Genomic DNA, 19,601 nt, shown 5'->3' with positions numbered 1-19,601 from the left:
ATGCTCCTTACCTTATTAATCTATTACTCTTGAATCTCTAATTTTGGTAAAATGCTTTCCAATTCGTTATGCGGGCGTGGAATAACATGGACAGACTTAAGTTCGCCGACACGCTGAGCTGCAGCAGCTCCGGCATCAGTAGCAGCCTTTACTGCCCCAACATCACCACGGACTAAAACAGTCACAATACCGCCGCCAACATGAACTTTACCGATTAAATGAACATTAGCTGCCTTAACCATGGCATCAGCTGCTTCAACAGATGCTACTAATCCTTTTGTTTCAATCATTCCTAATGCTGTTAATTCTCTACTCATTTTCATTTCCTCCTAAAAGTTAGTTTGATATTTTTTGAATTACTTGATTAACCATTTCAGCAATTACTTTTGCGTCGACCTCTCCCTTGGGAACTGCCTGCTGCAGTACTTGGCCGACAATTTTTTCAACATCCAGCGGGCTATTTTCAGATTTACTGCTGACTGCCGCCTTTATAGACGGCTTTGGAACGGATACTTCTTTCGTGCCATAGGCCATGCGCTTAATATTAATTAAGTGGCGTGCTGTTACGTTATCACCAGTAATATTGCCGCCAAAGGAACCGCATCCTAATGTTAATGAAGGCGTCAGCCCAGTAGTTGCGCCGACAGCACCGATAGATGATAAGGTGTTGACCATCAATCTTGATACCGGCATCTCCAGGGCAAATTCATTAGCGATGCTTTCATCATTGGTATGAAGGGCTAAACTATGGCCCCTGCCGCCAAGATTCAGCAGTTTTAAGCAATACTCTTTTGCTTCCTCGTAGCTGTCAGCCGTATAAAGCGGGAAGACTGGTGATAATTTTTCTATTGAAAACGGGACATCCTTGCCAACTCTCGTTTCTTCGGCAATAAGCACCCTTGTTTCCTGTGGAACCGTGACACCTGCCATTTCAGCAATTTTATATGCGGATTGACCAACAATGGCTGGATTTAAATGCCCTGGGGATAGGGTAATCACTTTTTCAACTAATACTTTTTCTTCCGTACTGAGAAAATAAGCCCCATTATTCTTAAACTCGCGAATGACTATTTCCTTGATGTTTCGATCAACAACAAGCGCTTGCTCTGTGGCACAAATTGTACCGTTGTCAAAGGACTTGCTATCCACAATCATTGCGACTGACTTCGCAACATTTGCACTTTTTTCAATATAGCAAGGAACATTCCCTGGTCCTACACCATAAGCAGGTTTACCGGAACTGTAAGCGGCTCTTACCAGTCCGCCGCCTCCTGTGGCTAAAATGACATTTACATCCCGGTGCTTCATTAATTCATTAGTGGCAGGCATCGACGGTTTGGAAATCCAGCCGATTAACCCATCTGGCGCTCCTGCTTTTACAGCAGCCTCCTGACAGATTTTCAACGCTTCCACTGTACAGTTCACGGCACGCGGATGCGGGCTGACCACAATTGCATTTCTTGTTTTTAATGAAATCAATGTCTTAAAAATGGCAGTTGACGTCGGATTGGTTGTCGGAATGATACCAGCAACAATCCCGTAAGGATAGGCAACCTCTGTCACTTTGTTCACCCGGTCTTCACGAATGATGCCAACTGTCTTTTCATCTTTAATAGATTCGTAGACTGCCATCGAGCCTACTTCGTTTTTCATTTTTTTATGCTCCACGACACCCATTCCGGTTTCTTCTACAGCCATCTGGGCGAGCTCAAGCGATTTGGCGTAAGCAGCCTGCGCCACTTGCTTCACAATTTCATCTACCTGTTCTTGGGTGTAAGATAGGTATTTTAATTGTGCCTCTTTTGCCCGTTTCACTGCATCCCGCATTTCTTGTATCGATTGGAGATCGTGATCGAATTGCACTCTGACACACTCCCTTATCATTAATATTTGATTGGATTTTCAGCGATATCGATGATGGTCTCACGGAAAGCATCCGCTGCTGCCTGGCAGGCCGATTGCGATCCGGTTAACAGTGCACCGCCAAAGTTTGTTTCAGACGGCGGTCCGAAGAACTTCACCAATTTCACATCGGCAGCTTTTAAAGCTGCATCCAAACCGTAAACTGCTTCTAATGGCGGAGCAATTAAATAGGCCAGCGCCTCGCCTCGATTTATTCCTGCCTCTTTTGATAAATAGGAACCCGTACTGGACACAACATGAGCGTATAGGGCATGGGTTTTTTCAGGATTTAACGCTTCAAAATAGGCAGAGGTTTCCACCGTTTGCCGTACCGCGTCAACTCCGCTTTGTACTTCATCAGGTGACGGCCCTGCTAAAATCCCAATCATTTCGCCTGACAGCGGTCCTGAAGCATGACCTGAACCCGCATAAAAGGAGCGGGCATAGACAACGTCCACATCGGCCCTCTTGGTCGCTTCATCCAAAGCTGTATAACCAATATCATCTACGGTTGAAGTAAATATGGCTAAACTGCGCTGGTGTGGTTCAAGATTAAATTGTTTGGCCAAATCAGGGTCAACATTGGGGATAATTCGAACAGCCAATATGTCTGCATAAATACGTTCCAACACCATTCATTCCCCCTAGCTTTCCTTTTGCACAAGCGATACACCGCTGGCTTCATATTTCAGGATTTTTTGAACAACCGTTCCAATATAGGCACCAGCCTCAACAGGAGGAATCCCTCCTTTATGAATGTTTGAAATAACCATCCGGTCTGCTTCAATGGTTCCTTTTCTTGGCATATAGCATAAATAGGCACTTAAACTTTCTGCACTGACAAGCCCTGGGCGTTCACCAATCAAGAGAACAATCACTTTTGGCTGCAGCAATTCACCGACATCATCCATCACGGCCACACGGCCTTTTTCAATATAAAATGGGATGCCGGTATCAATTCCCAGGCTCTTCAGTGACTGCTGCAGTGACAAATAAACATCCTCCACATTTTCTTCCACTGCACTGGAGCTTAGACCATCCGAAATAATAATCTGCACGGCCGGCTCTTTCGGGCATTTTTCACTAATCATCTGTTTCGCTTCTTCAGACAACTTTCTCCCATAATCAGGACGGCGGATATAAACCTCTTTATCACTAACCATGGTGCTGACTTTGAACAAATCAAGACGGTTTAACAGCTCTTCATTGACAGTTCCATATACAGCATCAACAGCCGCCGCATGATCAAAACGGAATTTCAGCCATGTCTCTGTTTTGGGCCGTAATCCTGCACGGCCAATCCCTATTCTGGCAGGGGTCTTACTTATTAGCTCTTTTAACCCTTCCGGATCATATGGATTTTCAATTCCGGATGATGGGTGAACGATGTCTTTGGTTTGTTCTTTTACAATTCGTTTTTTGGAATCTGCCTGTCTTCTTTCAGAATAGCTTCCGAATGTAATCAATTCATTCCCAGCTGTTTTTTCTGCCAGCCCGCTTGGTTCTGCTGCTGCCTGAAAATCACTGACAGATGCTGCCGATGTATGATTCCAAAACTTCACTGCAGTTTTTGGTTCAGCAGATGCATGTGAATGGCTGCTGCCCGTGCCATTCTGTGTTTGTAATTTTTCAACAATCAGTTTGGTTACTTTTTCAATTAGCTCAGGGTTCATGTTAGTTAACTCCTCCCTTTAGAAAAAATGGTAGGATCTCCGGCAATCTTACTTAGCTTCCCGTTCTCCATAATGCCCATTTTTTCAAGCCATTCAGCAAAAATCGGGGATGGTCGTTTATTCATTGTTTGCCGCAGTGTTGCGACATCATGGTAGCTCATAGATTGATAATTTAACATACAATCATCGCCCATCGGTGCTGCGATAATAAAATTCACCCCGGCCGCGGTTAACAGTACCCCTAAATCTTCAATGTCGTTTTGGTCAGCCTTAATATGGTTGGTGTAACATATATCAACACCCATTGGAATACCGTGCATTTTACCCATGAAATGGTCTTCTAAACCAGCCCGGATCACCTGTTTGTTGTTATACAAATACTCTGGTCCAATAAAGCCGACAACCGTATTTACAATGTAAGGATCATAATAGCGGGCAAAACCATAATTTCTCGCTTCCAGCGTCATTTGGTCAATCCCAAAATGAGCCTCCGCTGATAATTCGGACCCCTGCCCGGTTTCAAAATATAAACGCTGCGGTCCGGTTCCAGTACCTAATGTCTTTGCCATCTCGTTTGCTTCCTCCAGCAGTGAGGCTGTGATGCCAAACGACCGGTTTGCCGCTTCCGTTCCAGCTATGCTCTGGAAAATCATATCGGCAGGCGCGCCTTGTTCGACGGCCTTCATTTGGGCGGTTACATGGGCGAGCACACAGTTTTGTGTTGGAATTTCCCATTCTTGAATAAAATTATGTGTGGCATGCAGCAGCCGTTTGACACTTTCAACAGAATCTTCAACCGGGTTAATCCCGATGACAGCATCACCAATCCCATAGGATAAACCTTCCTTTAAGGAGGCAATCATGCCTTCCACATTGTCGGTTGGATGGTTTGGCTGCAGGCGGGATGCCAGGGTTCCTTTATAGCCAATCGTAATATTGCATTTTGTTAAAATTTCAATTTTATTTGCCGCATGGACAAGATCAAGATTGGACATCAGTTTAGCCGTTGCCGCGATCATTTCACTGTTTAATCCCCGGCTGAGACGCTTTAAATCTTCACCGGTCGTTGTGTCGTTTAAAATATACTCACGCAGCTCCGCAACCGACCAATTCTTAATTGATTGATAAACGGGGTCATTCAACTGTGATTCTATGATTCGTGATACTTCATCCTGTTCAGGAGGCAGCAATGGGTTTTCCCGGATATCAGCCAGTGTCAAATGGCTAAGAACTAGTTTTGCCGCGATTCGCTCCTGGACTGTTTCAGCAGCCAAGCCGGCCAAGCGGTCTCCCGATTTCTCTTCGTTCGCTTTGGCTAATAAATCCTTTAAAGAAGTAAATTGATAGACTGTACCTAAATAGGTTGTTTGCAGCTTCAAGGAATATCCCCCTTTCCTAATGATGGAATGTTAATGTTTTAATGACGACCGGAACCACATTTGTTTGCAGCAAATGTCCGATATCAATATAATCACCGTGCTCTACTTTAATTTGATCAATACAGATAATTCTTTGATTTGGTTTCTGCACCTTAATCGTCTGTCCAAGAACCTTTGCATGATCGCTTTCTAAAACAAGGACTAAAGGCTGTTCTGGATTTGGCTTTATCCTGATAGCGTCTAATATCGCAGCAGCCAATTCCTGCACATCCCGAAAGCCTAAATATGGCAGTTCCGTTATATATAAAGCAAAATTTTGCCCGTCTCTCTGTGAATCGTATATTTCCAGTGCCTGCTGCACTGACTCATGCATCCGTTTTAGACCATCCTTTACATCATGCCGAAACGGAACTTGGAACACAGGGAGATTCCTGATTGGCAAGTCGCTTGCTTCCACATGAATCGTGGCGCCGCTTATTTCCGTTGTTTGTGTACCGGCACCAAGTACGGTGGCCCGTACGGTTTCATCCGGATGAATCCATTGCCATTGAGCTAACTCTTTGCTTTCCCGCAAAGAAGCGGCAAGTATTTCACCAATGTCATCATAGTGTGCAGTCGCTGGAGTTCCGGCCTCATAATGATAAAGACATTCACTTATTCCACCCGAAAACATGATGGCATCAATGGCTTCCTGCCAATCTGGTTCATGCCCCAGAAGCAGCGGCTGATCGGCTGGCAGTAATTCACGATTTAGCATTCTTGCAATGACGGCAGCCATAAAACCTGTCAGTGATTTTATTTCCTGGCGGTTACGGCTGTCCCCTTCTCTCATACCACTGAAAGGATCACCCCATTGCCGAAACAATGCTTTTATAGGAGATGAAATGCTTTTTATCTGATTACCGGAAAATTCAATTAATCGGCCCCCGATATGTAATGTACAGGTGCCGCACAATTTTCCTGATTTGAATACAGCAACATTGGCCGTTCCCCCGCCGATATCAATATTGGCAATGGTTTTCCCTGTCTTTTTTGAATACTCATAGGCACCGGAGCCTTTAGCCGCGATGATTCCTTCCAAATCCGGTCCTGCTGCAGCAACCAAGAAATCCCCAGCTTGATCTGATAAATGATGGACCATTTCCTGGGCGTTCTGCTTTGTTGCCGTTTCACCTGTTATAATGACGGCACCCGTTTGAATGTCTTTTGTTTCTACTCCAGCGCTTTGGTATTCTTTCTTTACCAGCTCATCAACTGCTTTCATATCAATGGTTGTCGCGGATAGCAGCGGCGTACGAAAAATGGGGCTGCGATACAAAACTTTTTTATCAATGATTTCGATTCGCGGCATATGAGCGCCGCCAGCCATATTCATCAGTGAAAATTTGCTAATCACAAGTTTTGTTGTACTCGTACCAATATCAATACCCGCACTCAGGATCTCCTCCTGCTGAGGCTCATATTTTTTGATAGCACTCACCCCATTCCTGCAAAAAACTACGAAAAAAAGGCACCTTATATGGACCATCTTAAAGAAAAGATAGTTTCATATAAGGCGCCTTTGCCTTCACAAATTCATTTTTATACTAGTAATATAGTCTATTTTCCGACACTTGTAAAGGGTTTCAGACAAAAATCACGACATCATCGGATACTGATTGCATGGCCTCATTCATCTCCACCAGCGAATTGCATTTCACCAAATCACGAATTTCCTGCAGGCCCTGTCCGGTTACCGAAGAGGAAACAACGATGGGTCCTTTAGGCAGGGCCCGTTTTAATTGTTCAATCGCTTTCGGAACATCTGCACCTTCAGCATCACATTTAGTGACTACTCCAATGGGAAGCTTATTAAAACCTGTGCTGAATCCCGGCGGAAATATCGTTTTTTGCTTTGTTGCATCCTGCAAAAATAGGATATGGGTTACCTCCAAAGCAGTTGCCATAATATTTTTGTAGAATAAAGGATTTTCCGTATATTCGCCAGGTGTATCCACAATCCAGTCATAATAAGTCAGCGTCTGGGTTTTAACCGCGTCTGCATTCCTCTCAAGGAGGGCATTGGTTAATGTGGATTTTCCAACGCCAATGGAACCGATCAGCATCGCCCTATTTTTCTTTGCCAATTTCAGCACCCCTTATGACTTAGTAATATCTGCCGGAGTATACCTTAGTACTTCTGACAAAAAACGATTGACTTCTTCCATTGCCATCTGTACGGAGGAAACACTGCCAATAATGACAAGGCTGCCGGTAAATCGATCTAGAAAGCCAATTTGAACATCCGCTGCTTTTGTCGCCAAATCCCCTGCTATAATGACCGTTTCACTTGGGGTTAACGTTAGAATTCCCATGGCACCGGCCTGTTGAATCCCCAGCTTATCAAACATATCAGGTTCAGGATTGGCAATTAAATGACTTAACGTAACCTGTTTCCCGGGTACAAACTCCTGGATGAACCGTTTTTTCTCTTCACTCATCCAATTCCCCTCCTTTGAGATCCGTTTTTACTTAACCAGCCATTGATTCGTTTTCTTGTTTTGGCAAATACTCATCTTTCCCAATGATGCCGGCTTCACGGTCTTTCTTCTCCAATTCAAGTGCTTTCGGAACGGATAACCAGTAAGCAAGACCGATTCCAATTAATCCAGCAGAGAATTTTCCAATGATAATCGGTAAAATTAATGTCGGCTGAAAGTTGGCTGAAAAGGATAAATGATCCCCAAGTAAGAATGCTGAACAGACCGCAAACGCAATATTAATCACTTTGTCTTTCGGCGGCATCGTTTTTACCAGTTTAAACATTGCCAGGATATTCGCAATTGTAGCAACCAGTCCTGCACTGCCTTCTTTGCTAAGACCGATTTTACCACCAATGGATTCGAGCGGGCCTCCTGCATATTTTTGCAGTAAATACACCATCGGGAATGCCCCAGCCAGCATAATTCCAATGTAACCCGCTGTTTCCAAGGCACGGAATTGGTCTTCTTTATCAGCCATGATTGGATGAAAGCCCCAGCTGCCAAATACCGTCGAGAATAGACCTGTAAAAATTTCAACGATTGAAAAAACTAACACCAGTTTAATTCCAGCATCCATAATTCGTCCAAACCACATAAAGGCTTTGATCATGAAATCTGGAAAGAAATAGAGACCTAAGGCGATGACTACAACGAAAATAAGAAGTGGGAGTAAATTTAACAGTATTTGACCATAAGCTAAAGCAAATTGGTATTTTGCCTCACCAGTAGTTGAAATGAAATCGCGAACTTTAGAATTGGATAAAAAGATTATGGTACTGGAAATGAGCGCTCCAATCGGAATGGTTAAAACGCCAGCCATGACTCCGAGCGCCATATATTTATGATCCCGTTTATCCAGCATCGCAAGTCCCATCGGAATCGAGAATACAATTGTTGCCCCAGCCATAAAACCAACGATCATGGCCATAATCCAGCCCTCTTGGGTTTGCTTTAATACTTCCGCTAATTGGTAGCCGCCCATGTCGGTTGCCAAAATCGATGTAGCCGCAATCGCCGGGTCAGCACCAATGGCTGAGAAAAATGGGCCGCAAACTTTGCCAATAAACCATGATAAATATGGAATGGATGCCATAATTCCTGCTGCTGGTACAAAGATATGCCCCACAGCATGCAGCCCTTCCATGAATTGTGCTCCTAATCCTTCATCACTGTTACGTATCGCGGCAAAAGCCCCTAAGACGGCACATGTCATAATAATATAAATGACTACTTTTCCTACCATTTCCATAAAAATTCCCTCCTTGACTATGTTTTGTTTACTATTTATTAAAACGGAAAATGTAAGCATGCTTACTGGCAGACTTTTCTATTAAAAATATTAACGGCTGTAAAAAAGACAAAAAGGTGCCCTGCGGTTTCGTAAAACGAAAACGCTAAAGCACCTTTGCTCGGTCTATTCACTTGTGTAAAGTTTAAGCGTTATATTTTAATATAATCCGCTTTGCTACATTTTCCAGATTTACCTGTTGGTTCATGCTGATTTTTCGCATTTTTCTATAGGCAGCATCTTCGGGGAGATTAAATTTCTCCATGATGATTCCCTTTGCCTTTTCGACTATTTTTCTTTCATTTAACTGCTGGTTCATTTTTTCAACTTGCTGTCTGTAAGCATTAGCTGTTTCCGCCTGTTTCAGGGCTATTTCAACCGCCGGAATTAAATTGGCTTCTGTAATAGGCTTAACCAAATACCCCACTATATTGGCCCGTTTCGCCTTATCAATGTATTCCCGCTGACTGTAAGCCGTTAAAATGAGAATAGGGATATTCAATTTTTTGGATATAATTTCACTTGCCTTTAAGCCATTTACTTTTGGCATTTTAATGTCCATAATGATTAAATCAGGTTCAAGCTTAAAAGCTAGTTCAATTGCTTTTTCTCCATCTCCTGCCTGTGCAGCTACATCGTAACCGGCATCTTCGAGCATAAATGCAATATCCATGCGGACAATCGATTCATCCTCAACAACCATAATTCTTTTTTTCACAGTTGAACCACCTCCCTTTGTAATGGGAATCTGACAGTTGCTATGGTCCCTGTCTTGGCTCTTTCAATCGAAAAGTGACCTGACAAATCATGCTCCATCATCAATTTCACAATATCTAAACCAAGTGATGGTTTGGACAATGGTGAATATCCTTCACCATTGTCCATCACTTGAATTTCCATTTGATCCTTTCTCTGATGGAAGATAACCTCAATTTTCCCGGCAGATTGCGACTTAAACGCATGTTTTACACAGTTTTGAATTAATTCATTCACAACCAATGCCACTGATACCGCTTTATTAGAATTTATACGAGAATGAGAACCTGCGTATGTAATACTAATCTGCTTGTGATCATGTTCTGCTTCTAACACAAGTGTATTGCCAATTTTCTCAATCAGTTTATACAGATCAACATCATCTACACTTGACCCGGAAAGAATAATTTCATAAACAGATGCAATGCTTGTAATCCGGTTTAAGCTCTCCACGAAATGAACCTTGCTCTCCTCCGGCAGCCCTCTTCTCATTTGCAGACGCAAAAGGCTTGCTACCGTTTGCAGATTATTTTTCACTCGATGATGGATTTCGCGTATTGCAACTGATTTGACAATCAATTCTCTTTCCTTTTCCCTGAGCTCGGTAATATTTTTGAAAATAACAAAGGTGCCGCCGGTTTTTTCTTGCTTTATTAGTTGGATTTTCTTTATTTGAAAAACCTTATTTAACATTTTGGCCTCTTGAACAATAAGTTCATCAGGGTCTTTTAAAATCTCTTTGATGACTGGAAAGTAGGAAACCAATGGTTTTCCTATCCAAGTGCCCTCTTGATCAATTTCCTGGATGAGGTTTGTCCCGGAAGGATTACAATAAAGAATCTTTCCATTTAGATCCAGATAAAAAATAGACTCTTCTATCATTTCAGGAATAATCGGTCTATTTTCTGCAGTCCCCATGGGAATTCCACTTAAAACATCAGTTGTATCTGTTAACGCTTCCATTTTTATCTGTCCCTGCACCAATTCTGTGATATCCTTCTCCATAATGAGAGTTCCAATCACCCGATTGTCCAATCTTTTGATTGGAACAACACTTTGGTCGACAGTCTTCCCTTCCTGTGTTAAGGCACGATTTGAGAACGCCGGTTTTCCTGTTCTCAACGTGAGGAATACAGATGGCTCAAAAGCTTCATAGGCAAATTTCCCTACAACCGATTTTTCATATACTGATTTGGCTGTTGTGGGAACTGCTTCCGCAACAACAATTGCATGTTTTCCTTCTTTCGTAGGACAATCAATAAAAACGTTAGCTTTGTTAATATCCGCAATTAACGGTAAATTAACAACGACCTCTTTAATTCTATTAACGTCTTCATCTGATAGATTCGTATGCTGGAAGCATAATTCCTCTACTGAGCTGTAATTCATATGATGATTCTCCTAACCGTATAGAAAGACAAATTACATGAAACTATTATAGTTTGTTTTTGCGAATTTTGTCAATATTGTTACAAGAATCTCATATTAATTTTTGGATACCGGTTAAGCCCCTGTTCCCGTGTGGTTCCATTTCAGCTGGCGGCCGTGCCCCTGAATACATTTGAATGAATAAAAAGGTACAAGAAATTGCTCACACTTTTTAAAAGAAAATAAGCCGCTTGGCGTTATTTGTCACGGACAACTCGTGTTAACAACTGTTCGGGAATATATCAAAGGACGTGAAATGACAGCTTATACAGCATGCCGCCCAGAAGTTGAAGCAGCAGGAGCAACCTATATTGAGGAATTGCTTCATGTAGATGGAAATATTGTCTCAGGTCATGCATGGCCAGGTCTTTCTGAATTGATGCTGGAATTCTTTAAGCTGTTGAAGTTTGAAAGTCGGGCCGCCGTTTAATCGAGAAAATCACAAAAACCAAGGGGGTTGCATCCCCTTGGTTTTTATATGCTTCATCCACACTTTTTAAAAATATAAGCTCCCTGTTCCATCGCCGCCAGTTCAACCACATCGTTGATTTGAACTTCCTCGGCCATTCTTCCTGTTACCCGTTCACCTGTTGGCAGATCTACGATCACAACATAGTATGGGGTCAAGTGTTTGAATTCAACTGATGATATATTAATTTTAGTAAATGTGTAAACCGTTCCTTTGCCTTCTCTTTCCTCTTCCCTAAAATCGACTGCACGGCAGGAAGGACAGATCAACCGTGCTGGAATGCTGGTGTGTCCACATTCTTCACATACATGTACGGATAATTTCATTCCGCTGACCTCCCATTCGTAAAAATATGGACAGTGGAATAAGAACCTGTCCCGCCTAAATTTTGTGCCAGCCCGATTCTTGCTCCGTCTACCTGATTGCAGGCCGTACCGCGCAATTGCTCAACAATTTGATAGATTTGTGCAAGACCTGTTGCGCCAATTGGATGGCCTTTCGAAAGCAATCCGCCGCTCGTATTAACAGGGATCCGGCCTCCATGCCTCGTGTCCCCATTCTCAAGCAGTTTCCATCCTTCGCGGACCTTGGCTAACCCTAATGCTTCATATGCAAGGATTTCCGTCATCGAAAAACAATCATGCAGTTCAATCACATCAATATCCTCTGGCCCAAGTCCTGCCTGCGCGTAAGCTAAATCAGCTGATGTTTTGGTGGCAATGAACGTTAATAAATCATCCGCCTCTTGTGCCTGTGTCGGTCCTGATGCCTGCGATGAAGCGATGACACGGATGCCGGATTGGCCTCTTGATAAAACCACTGCTGCCGCGCCGTCTGTAATTGGGGAGCAATCAAACAGCCCAAGCGGCTCGGTAATCATCCGGGCATTTAAAATTTCCTCCAATGTCACTGGATCACGGTATTGAGCCATTGGATTATTCAAGGCATAATTCCTGTTTTTCAATGCAACCATGGCCAAATGTTTTTTCGTTGCTTCTGTTTCATAAAAATAACGATTGGCCAAAAGACCGAAAAAGCCCGGGAAGGACAGGCCAGCCGCTTTCTCATTACTGTCGGTATCCATTGCCGCATTGATGGCTGATGTGACAACATCTGTTCCTGCATGTTTCATTTTTTCACCGCCGGCAACTAAAACCGTGTTATAAACCCCAGCCTCTATCATTTCACAAGCATGGCGGAAGGCAATCCCGCCGCTTGCACAAGCCCCCTCCATTTTGGCTGTTGGAATCGGCCCCAGCCCTAAATCATGAGCAATAAGAGAGCCCAGGATTTCCTGATTAGCAAGCGAACCGGACATAAAGTTCCCAATAAAAACGGCGTCTACCTTCGGAAATCCCGCTTCTTTTAAAGCTTGGAAACTAGCATCCAAAAGTAATTGTTTCAGAGACTGTTCTTTTAATGTCCCGAACTGGGTAATTCCCGTTCCAATGACCGTCACATGATTCACTGATGAACACCTCCATAAAGTTTTTTCATTTCTTTCTTTAAAATTTTGCCGTAGGAGCTCTTTGGCAGTGCCTCGACAAATTCAATCCGTTTTGGCTTTTTAAAACTGCCCAAATGCTGCTTGCACAGCTCAAGTATTTCCGTTTCTGTTGCGGTTTCTCCCTCTTTTAACACGATAAAAGCAGAAACGGCTTCTCCCCATTTTTCATCCGGCAGTCCAATGACACAGGTTTCCTTTACCGCTTTGTGTTTATTTAATACTTCTTCAATCTCCCGCGGGTAAATATTTAGTCCGCCGGAAATAATCACTTCTTTTTTGCGGTCGACTAAATGCAGGAACCCCCGCTCATCCGTCCAGCCCAGATCACCTGTATGCAGCCATCCGTCCTGAAGGGTTTCAGCCGTGGCTTCCGGGTTATTCCAGTATCCCTTCATAACCAGGGATCCTTTACAAATAACCTCGCCCACTTCACCTTGAGGAACCTCTTCCCCATTCTCATCCACCAATTTCATTTCTACAAACGGCCCGCTTAAACCGCATGAATCCAAGTGGCCCGCCAGCTCTTTCCTTGGCATGATGGTAATTGCCATCGGTGCCTCTACCTGGCCATAGGTTTCAACAAATTTATCTCCAGCTGCATCTAAGGCAAGCTGCAGTTTGCTTGCAGCAATCGGTGACCCGGCCATATTGATGCTTTTAATATGTACAAGCTTTTCCGGGTCAAAATTTTTCCCCTGCACCAAAAGGTTAACAATCGTCGGAACAAGGAAAATGATGCTTACCTTTTCATGGTAAAGCACATCCAATGACTCTTCTGGGTCAAATTTTTCAAAAATCACCTGGGTCAGTCCGTACAGCCAGGAAGCATGAGAGAGAAAGTTGCTGCCATGTGTCAGCGGTGCGACATGTCCAATCACATCATCCCAGCTGATTTCACAGGCCATTGCGAGCGACAGCGCCCCTGACACAATATTCCGGTGGGATAATGTAACACCCTTTGGCTTACCGGTTGTTCCCGATGTATACATAATTGCGAAAGAGTCATCCTCCTCCACTTCTTCCTCACGATAATGAATCGAAGCCTCGGCAATCAATTTTTCGTACATGTCACCTACCGTAATTTTAGCTATTGGGCTGGAAATCGCATTCAGCAGTTCTTCTTCTCCAATTAGTAAAATGGCTCCGGATTGTTCCAGCATATATTCATGTTCTTCCGGATGCAGGCGGTAATTGAGCGGGACCTTGATAAATCCGCCGAACGCACAGGCCAGGTCCAGTTCAATATGCTCCGACCGGTTGGACATCAAAATGGCCACACGGTCGCCTTTTTTGATTCCCCTGCTTTGAAGGAGTGATACAATCTTGTATGTCCGTGTCTCCAGCTCCCCGTAGGTATAGGTAAGCTGCTTGTATTTCACTGCCGGTTTATGTGAAAATGAACGAAAGGTCTTTTTAGCATAGGATGCAATCGTTTCCATTTTTTCTAAGCCCCCTCCCTGTAAAAATTAAACACACTAAACTTTGTTCCCGGAATCAGCTCTCGGACAGCCTTTGCTCCAGGGGCTGCTGTTACCATAAATTCTATCGTGATGGCTACCGTATTTCCGCCTTCTAGAAAATGACCGCCGCGAATGACTCCATGTTCATCAATTAATACACCATGAAAATGAATTTCCGGGCGGCCGTCTTCAGTAACTCCAATAAAACCGGTCCCGCTTAGAAGCTCGGCTGGTTTCTGTTCTTGAATCGGTTGGCTGTAGGAAAGCTTTCCATTTCTGTTTTGAAAAATGCAATAATGCAGCGATACTAATGAACCCATACATTGAAAGGAGCCGGCCTTAATATTGTATTTTTCACATTGTTCTAAAATGCCGAGCAGCAGGTCTTCTCCTGCCGCCAAACTCCCTATTAAGGTACCAGTTTCTTCATTATATATGGCATGTGATTGGCGCATGGCATTTCCCTCCCTGATTTCCAAATCGATGGAGCTAAGCAATAACAGCCCCTCCATCCACCCGGAGTGTTTGTCCGGTGGTATAACTGGATTCAGGCGTACAGAAATAGCAAACGGCTTCTGCAATATCACCCGGCTGCCCCATCCGTTTCACGACCTGTCCGTCAAGATTATAATGAATGCCGGCTGTAATTCTTGTTTCAACCGCACCTGGAGCTACACTGTTACAGGTAATCCCTTTTGAACCAAGCTCCTTGGCCACCCATTTTGTTAAGGCAATCACACCGCCTTTGCTGGAAGCATATGCAGGGCCCGAACGCCCCTTCCAGGAGTCCTCATTGAAGCCGGACACCTGCCCGCCGTTGATACCTGAAATGGAACTAATGTTGACAATTCGGCCGTAGCCTTTGGAGAGCATATGAGGGTAAACTACTTTCTGAATGAAAAAGAATGCTGCTTTCAAATTGGTATTTAGGTCGCGGTCCCAAATTTCCTCTGTCATTTCTTCGATATCCATACGCCCGGCTGTTCCGGCATTGTTGATTAAAATATCAATTTTTCCAAACTCTTCAATTGTTTGATCCACAACATTTTGAATGTCGCTTATATTGCGAATGTCAATTTGATGGGTTCGAACCTTGCTCGCAGGGAAGTCGCTCGTAATCGTTGCTGCCATTTCAGAGGCATCCATTAAATCGACGATCACAATATGTGCTCCTTCTTGTGCAAGTCTATAGGCACATCCGCCGCCAATTCCGCCGGATGCACCTGTTATAATCGCGACATGACCTTCTAATTTTCCCATTGGAAATCCTCCTTGTTTTTTAAAATAGTAGCTGGCTGGTTATCCGCGGATTTGGGCCGGAAATCCGCGGATGGAGAGTATCTATCCGCGAATTCCACCTAGATATCCGCGGATTTACTAACGATATCCGCGAATCTGAAATTCACGCGATTTTTCAAGCTTCATCCGCAATTACGGCCTATTGATCCGCGAAATAGAAAATTATTTAATCCCCATCAAATCTGGTAAATAGGTCGACAGGGACGGAATATACGTAATCAGCAGCAGTACAACGACCGCAGCTACCACGAATGGTATGATGGCCTTTGAAATACTTTGAATCTTCACATTGCCGATACCGCTCGCTACATATAGGTTCAATCCTACTGGCGGCGTGAACAGACCAATTGCCAAGTTCACCGTCATAATGACACCAAATACTGTCGGGTCCATATTAAAGTGAAGAATGATCGGCAATAGAATCGGAACAAAGATGTAAAAGGCACTGATGGCATCAATAAACATACCAGCAATCAAAAGAATAATATTTAAGATTAATAGAATGATAATTGGGTTCGATGACAGTCCAAGCAATGTATCTGACATCGTTTCCGCAATGGATTCAGTTGTAATAATATAAGCAAATAGTGATGCTGTGCTGACGATAAAGGTGATGATCGCGGTTTGAACTGCGGCATCATAAAGAATTTTGAAAACATCAGCTATTTTCAACTCGCGATAAATGAAGATTCCTACGATGAAGCCATAGAATACTGCAACAACGGCCGCTTCTGTCGGGGTAAAAACCCCTCCATAAATACCTCCTAAAATGATAACCGGGATTAACAGACCGCCAATCGCATCAAGAAAAGCTTTCCAAATTTCCTTTCCGGATGCCCGCTTTCTTACCTCAATGGCTGCAGCCACTTCATTATTGGCCCCCGGCACTCCGGAAGAAAGACCTCTTTTCTTGGCATAAAGAGCGGCAAAGACGAACGCAATGCCCATTAACAATCCAGGGAAAATCCCTGCGACAAACAACCGGCCAATTGAAACACTGGCCTGATCGCCGGCAACTACAGCAAATATGATAAAAGCTATACTTGGCGGGATAACAATTCCAATGGCACCAGAACTGGCTACTAGTGCACTCCCAGTCTCCCGCTTAACACCATTTTTCGCTAAAGCGGGAATTAAAATACCGCCAATTGCCGCAACCGTTGCCGGGCCTGAGCCGGAAATAGCCGCAAAGAAAATGGCTGTAATCACCGTAACTAAAATCATTCCGCCTTTTAAATGGCCGACACATACATCCGCAAAATGAATCAGCCGCTTGGATATACCGGCATAATCCATAATGACACCTGCTAATACAAAGAACGGAATGGCGAGAAGGGTAAACTTTGACACACTGGAAAATAAAATATCTGGAACCAATTCCAGATTCGTGATCCCTCCGGATATAAGGAGAACAGCAATCGAAGAGACCCCTAGCGAGATGGCAATCGGAAGCCCGAGAAAGACCAAAATAAAGAAAATCCCAAATAATAATAGGGCTGTCATGCTTTAACCCCGCTTTCTTCATTAGATACTTGTTTCCACTCGCGGAATCCCGCTTCGATGGCCCGGTATAATCCGAACAAACAGCCAACCGGGAACCCTAAAGTAAAGACCCATTGATTCCAGCCAAGAGATGGAGTTTTCTGCTCTGACTCTATTTGGAAACTCACCATATCATAGCCAAAATAAACAAAGATTAGAAAAATAACAGAAATAAGAGCACAACTTAAGATAATCAATGCTTTCTTCGGCACCCCTGATAATTTGTCAAACAACATGGTAAAGCCTAGGTGGGCATTCATTCGAATGCCCGCCGCAGCTCCCAGGAAAGTTAACAACACAAACAGATTCACTGTGACTTCTTCTGTAAATGAAATCGAGTAATGAAAGAGATATCTTGATACGACATTTGCAAAAGCTAGGATACTCATAATTCCCAATGTAACTGCCAAAATTGTGTTTTCGATATATGCAATGGCTTTTGACATGATATCCCCCCTATTACTTCTCTTGGAAAGCTTTTAACAAGTCTGCTCCCCATTCTTTCTCATACTTTTGATAGATTGGTTCAGAAGCCTTCTTAAATTGCTCAATTTCTGCATCTGTCGGATAGTAGAATTTCATACCAGCTGCTTTTAATTCATCAATTTGCTTTGCTTCTTTTTCACGTGCTAATTTAATCTGGTATGCATTTGCATTTTTAGCCGCTTCTTTGATAATGTCTTGGTCCTCTTTGCTCATGCCGTCAAATTTCTTTTTGTTCATACCAAAGATTAACGGGTCATAAGAATAGTTCCACATTGTAATATACGGCTGTACTTCGTTTAGCTTAGATGAGTGAATAACATCAATTGGATTTTCTTGGCCGTCGATTGTTTTTTGCTGAAGTGCAGTAAATACTTCAGAGAATGTCATAGCAGTCGGGTCTGCCCCGTATCCTCTCCATAAATCTGTATACATTTTGATTCCCGGGATACGGATCTTTAAGCCTTTTAAATCTTCAGGTGTCTTAATTGGATGGACACTGTTCGTTACTTGTCTGAAGCCATTTTCTCCGAAGCCTAACGTTTCAATTCCTTTTTCAGTCAGGATTTTCTTCAGTTCTTCTCCAGCTTTTCCATTCAATTTTTGGTCTACTTCATCTAAATTTTTGAATAAAAATGGAGCACTAATCACACCAAGACGAGCATCAAGTACAGAGTAAATGATTGGAGAGTGATAACTAAGGTCTGTAGAACCTTTTACAAGCATTTCTACCCCTTTTGCAGAGTCTCCGCCAGATAATTGTTCGTTTGGATAAATCTTTGTTTTGATTCTTCCATCTGTTTTCTCTTCTACTTCTTTTGCAAACTTCTCTGCTGCTTTATACCAAGTAGATGATTCTGATACGGTTACAGACATTTTTAAATTGTAGCTTTTCTTGCCCCCGTCTGAAGAACTTTTAGAACTTCCGCAGCCTGCAAGGATAAGCATAATAGCGCTTACAACAGCGATTAATAATTTTGTACGTTTCAATGTTTTTCCTCCTTTTTTATGTTACATGGGTAAAACCTAATCGAAGTGAAATTTCTTTTACCGCCTCTAAGCCAAGCTTAATCGATTGTTCCATAATGTCTTCGCTAAAGCGGTAGGATAGGGCTGACACAGACAAAGCGAAAACCATTTCCTGTCTGGCATTATAAATAGGAAAGGAAATGCCCTTTAAACCTTCCTCCCATTCTTCATCGTCAACGGCATAACCATTTGTACGAATATTGACTAATTCTTTCAGTAAATCCTGTTTTCTTGTAATCGTATTGGCGGTCATGGGCTTCAATTCATTTCTGGCAAAATAGTCTTCCAGCTGTTTTTCGTCAAAATGTGCCAAAAACAGCTTGCCGGAAGCCACACAGTATAGTGGAGCTTTTCTGCCGATATTCACGACAATCCTCGCTGCAGATTTGCTTTCTATTTTTTCAACATATTGAACTTGTTCAAAGCTAAGTTGTGCCAAAAAACTGCTTTCATTAACGGTTTCGGTAATGGATTCTAAATAGGGCCGGGCAATTTGAATAATATCTAGGTGTGAGGAGGCCTTTAAGGCGATTTGAAACCACTGTTGTGATAAATGATATTTCTCTTGCTGATTTTTTTTGACATAACCGAGTCTCTCAAATGTCGATAGAAAGCGATAAAGCGTAGCCTTATTACTGCCCGCTTTCGTCATCATTTCTGTAAAGGTCATCGGCTGTTCGGCAATCATTTCTACTAGTTTAAAAGCTTTTTCTACTGTTTTTAAAACCTCAGTAATGGGACCACCTCCTGGAAAAGGTTTCACTTTGTGGAACTAGAGTTACAATATTTGAAATTAATTATAATTTATATATTTTGGAATTGTCAATAAATTATATTTTTTGTAAAAATTAATCCTTCTCAAAG

General features: G+C 42.9%; 20 protein-coding genes and 1 pseudogene. 1 reads left to right on the top strand and 20 read right to left on the bottom strand.

Translation table 11 applies throughout. The features are described 5' to 3' along the window. Positions 1 to 23: 23 nt before the first annotated feature. The 11 genes from M3183_RS10505 to M3183_RS10455 form a co-directional block, all read right to left on the bottom strand. Positions 24 to 317 (bottom strand): BMC domain-containing protein, encoded by a 294-nt coding sequence (locus M3183_RS10505; protein ID WP_066383679.1) that lies wholly within the window; start codon positions 315 to 317, stop codon positions 24 to 26. A gap of 19 nt (positions 318 to 336) precedes the next feature. After that, the gene (locus tag M3183_RS10500; RefSeq protein ID WP_396953714.1) at positions 337 to 1,827 is read right to left on the bottom strand and encodes an aldehyde dehydrogenase family protein; all 1,491 of its coding nucleotides are present in this window, start codon (positions 1,825 to 1,827) and stop codon (positions 337 to 339) included. Between the two features lie 56 nt (positions 1,828 to 1,883). After that, entirely contained in the window at positions 1,884 to 2,537 is a 654-nt protein-coding gene (gene eutL / locus M3183_RS10495; RefSeq protein ID WP_251469274.1) for an ethanolamine utilization microcompartment protein EutL, read from the bottom strand. Positions 2,538 to 2,546: 9 nt separating this feature from the next. Next, entirely contained in the window at positions 2,547 to 3,575 is a 1,029-nt protein-coding gene (gene eutC, locus M3183_RS10490) for an ethanolamine ammonia-lyase subunit EutC (protein ID WP_251469272.1), read from the bottom strand. Positions 3,576 to 3,580: 5 nt separating this feature from the next. Then, positions 3,581 to 4,954, bottom strand: a complete 1,374-nt coding sequence (locus M3183_RS10485; RefSeq protein WP_251469271.1) for an ethanolamine ammonia-lyase subunit EutB — start codon at positions 4,952 to 4,954, stop codon at positions 3,581 to 3,583. A 16-nt stretch (positions 4,955 to 4,970) separates the two neighbouring features. Continuing rightward, the gene (locus tag M3183_RS10480) at positions 4,971 to 6,425 is read right to left on the bottom strand and encodes an ethanolamine ammonia-lyase reactivating factor EutA (protein WP_251469325.1); all 1,455 of its coding nucleotides are present in this window, start codon (positions 6,423 to 6,425) and stop codon (positions 4,971 to 4,973) included. Between the two features lie 154 nt (positions 6,426 to 6,579). Beyond that, positions 6,580 to 7,080 carry a EutP/PduV family microcompartment system protein gene (locus M3183_RS10475; protein ID WP_251469270.1) on the bottom strand — a complete coding sequence of 167 codons (501 nt, stop codon included), beginning with the start codon at positions 7,078 to 7,080 and terminating at the stop codon, positions 6,580 to 6,582. 12 nt (positions 7,081 to 7,092) lie between these two features. Further along, on the bottom strand, positions 7,093 to 7,434 hold the full coding sequence (eutS, locus tag M3183_RS10470) for an ethanolamine utilization microcompartment protein EutS (RefSeq protein ID WP_251469269.1): 342 nt from the start codon (positions 7,432 to 7,434) through the stop codon (positions 7,093 to 7,095). Positions 7,435 to 7,465: 31 nt separating this feature from the next. Beyond that, positions 7,466 to 8,725 carry an ethanolamine utilization protein EutH gene (gene eutH / locus M3183_RS10465; protein ID WP_251469268.1) on the bottom strand — a complete coding sequence of 420 codons (1,260 nt, stop codon included), beginning with the start codon at positions 8,723 to 8,725 and terminating at the stop codon, positions 7,466 to 7,468. Between the two features lie 184 nt (positions 8,726 to 8,909). After that, the gene (locus M3183_RS10460) at positions 8,910 to 9,482 is read right to left on the bottom strand and encodes an ANTAR domain-containing response regulator (RefSeq protein WP_251469267.1); all 573 of its coding nucleotides are present in this window, start codon (positions 9,480 to 9,482) and stop codon (positions 8,910 to 8,912) included. After that, positions 9,479 to 10,909: a sensor histidine kinase gene (locus tag M3183_RS10455; protein ID WP_251469266.1), complete on the bottom strand. Its 1,431-nt coding sequence runs from the start codon at positions 10,907 to 10,909 to the stop codon at positions 9,479 to 9,481. Before M3183_RS10455 ends, M3183_RS10460 begins: the two co-directional genes overlap by 4 nt. A 134-nt stretch (positions 10,910 to 11,043) precedes the next feature. On the opposite strand from M3183_RS10455, the pseudogene M3183_RS10450 reads away from it, so the two are divergent. Next, a pseudogene (locus M3183_RS10450) lies at positions 11,044 to 11,378 on the top strand (DJ-1/PfpI family protein); the annotation flags it as partial. A 53-nt stretch (positions 11,379 to 11,431) separates the two neighbouring features. Here the strand turns inward: M3183_RS10450 and M3183_RS10445 are convergent. The 9 genes from M3183_RS10445 to M3183_RS27305 all read right to left on the bottom strand — a co-directional run bounded on the left by M3183_RS10445 (position 11,432) and on the right by M3183_RS27305 (position 19,500). Next, positions 11,432 to 11,743: a Zn-ribbon domain-containing OB-fold protein gene (locus tag M3183_RS10445; protein ID WP_251469263.1), complete on the bottom strand. Its 312-nt coding sequence runs from the start codon at positions 11,741 to 11,743 to the stop codon at positions 11,432 to 11,434. After that, entirely contained in the window at positions 11,740 to 12,885 is a 1,146-nt protein-coding gene (locus tag M3183_RS10440; protein WP_251469261.1) for a thiolase C-terminal domain-containing protein, read from the bottom strand. The genes M3183_RS10445 and M3183_RS10440 overlap by 4 nt, the downstream gene beginning before the upstream one ends. After that, the gene (locus tag M3183_RS10435; protein ID WP_251469259.1) at positions 12,882 to 14,363 is read right to left on the bottom strand and encodes a class I adenylate-forming enzyme family protein; all 1,482 of its coding nucleotides are present in this window, start codon (positions 14,361 to 14,363) and stop codon (positions 12,882 to 12,884) included. Before M3183_RS10435 ends, M3183_RS10440 begins: the two co-directional genes overlap by 4 nt. 5 nt (positions 14,364 to 14,368) lie before the next feature. After that, entirely contained in the window at positions 14,369 to 14,881 is a 513-nt protein-coding gene (locus tag M3183_RS10430; protein ID WP_251469255.1) for a PPC domain-containing DNA-binding protein, read from the bottom strand. Then, on the bottom strand, positions 14,874 to 15,644 hold the full coding sequence (locus M3183_RS10425) for an SDR family NAD(P)-dependent oxidoreductase (RefSeq protein ID WP_251469254.1): 771 nt from the start codon (positions 15,642 to 15,644) through the stop codon (positions 14,874 to 14,876). Before M3183_RS10425 ends, M3183_RS10430 begins: the two co-directional genes overlap by 8 nt. Positions 15,645 to 15,845: 201 nt before the next feature. After that, complete coding sequence (locus tag M3183_RS10420) at positions 15,846 to 17,186, bottom strand: TRAP transporter large permease (RefSeq protein WP_251469251.1); 1,341 nt, start codon at positions 17,184 to 17,186, stop codon at positions 15,846 to 15,848. Beyond that, a complete protein-coding gene (locus tag M3183_RS10415; RefSeq protein ID WP_251469250.1) occupies positions 17,183 to 17,671 on the bottom strand; it encodes a TRAP transporter small permease in 489 nt (162 codons plus the stop codon). Before M3183_RS10415 ends, M3183_RS10420 begins: the two co-directional genes overlap by 4 nt. Before the next feature lie 13 nt (positions 17,672 to 17,684). Beyond that, on the bottom strand, positions 17,685 to 18,698 hold the full coding sequence (locus tag M3183_RS10410) for a DctP family TRAP transporter solute-binding subunit (RefSeq protein ID WP_251469249.1): 1,014 nt from the start codon (positions 18,696 to 18,698) through the stop codon (positions 17,685 to 17,687). A 16-nt stretch (positions 18,699 to 18,714) separates the two neighbouring features. After that, positions 18,715 to 19,500: an IclR family transcriptional regulator gene (locus tag M3183_RS27305; RefSeq protein WP_251469248.1), complete on the bottom strand. Its 786-nt coding sequence runs from the start codon at positions 19,498 to 19,500 to the stop codon at positions 18,715 to 18,717. Between the last annotated feature and the right edge of the window lie 101 nt (positions 19,501 to 19,601).

Source organism: Neobacillus mesonae (genome assembly GCF_023715155.1).
GTDB classification, from domain to species: domain Bacteria; phylum Bacillota; class Bacilli; order Bacillales; family Cytobacillaceae; genus Neobacillus; species Neobacillus mesonae_A.
This window is presented reverse-complemented; position numbering and strand designations above follow the sequence as displayed.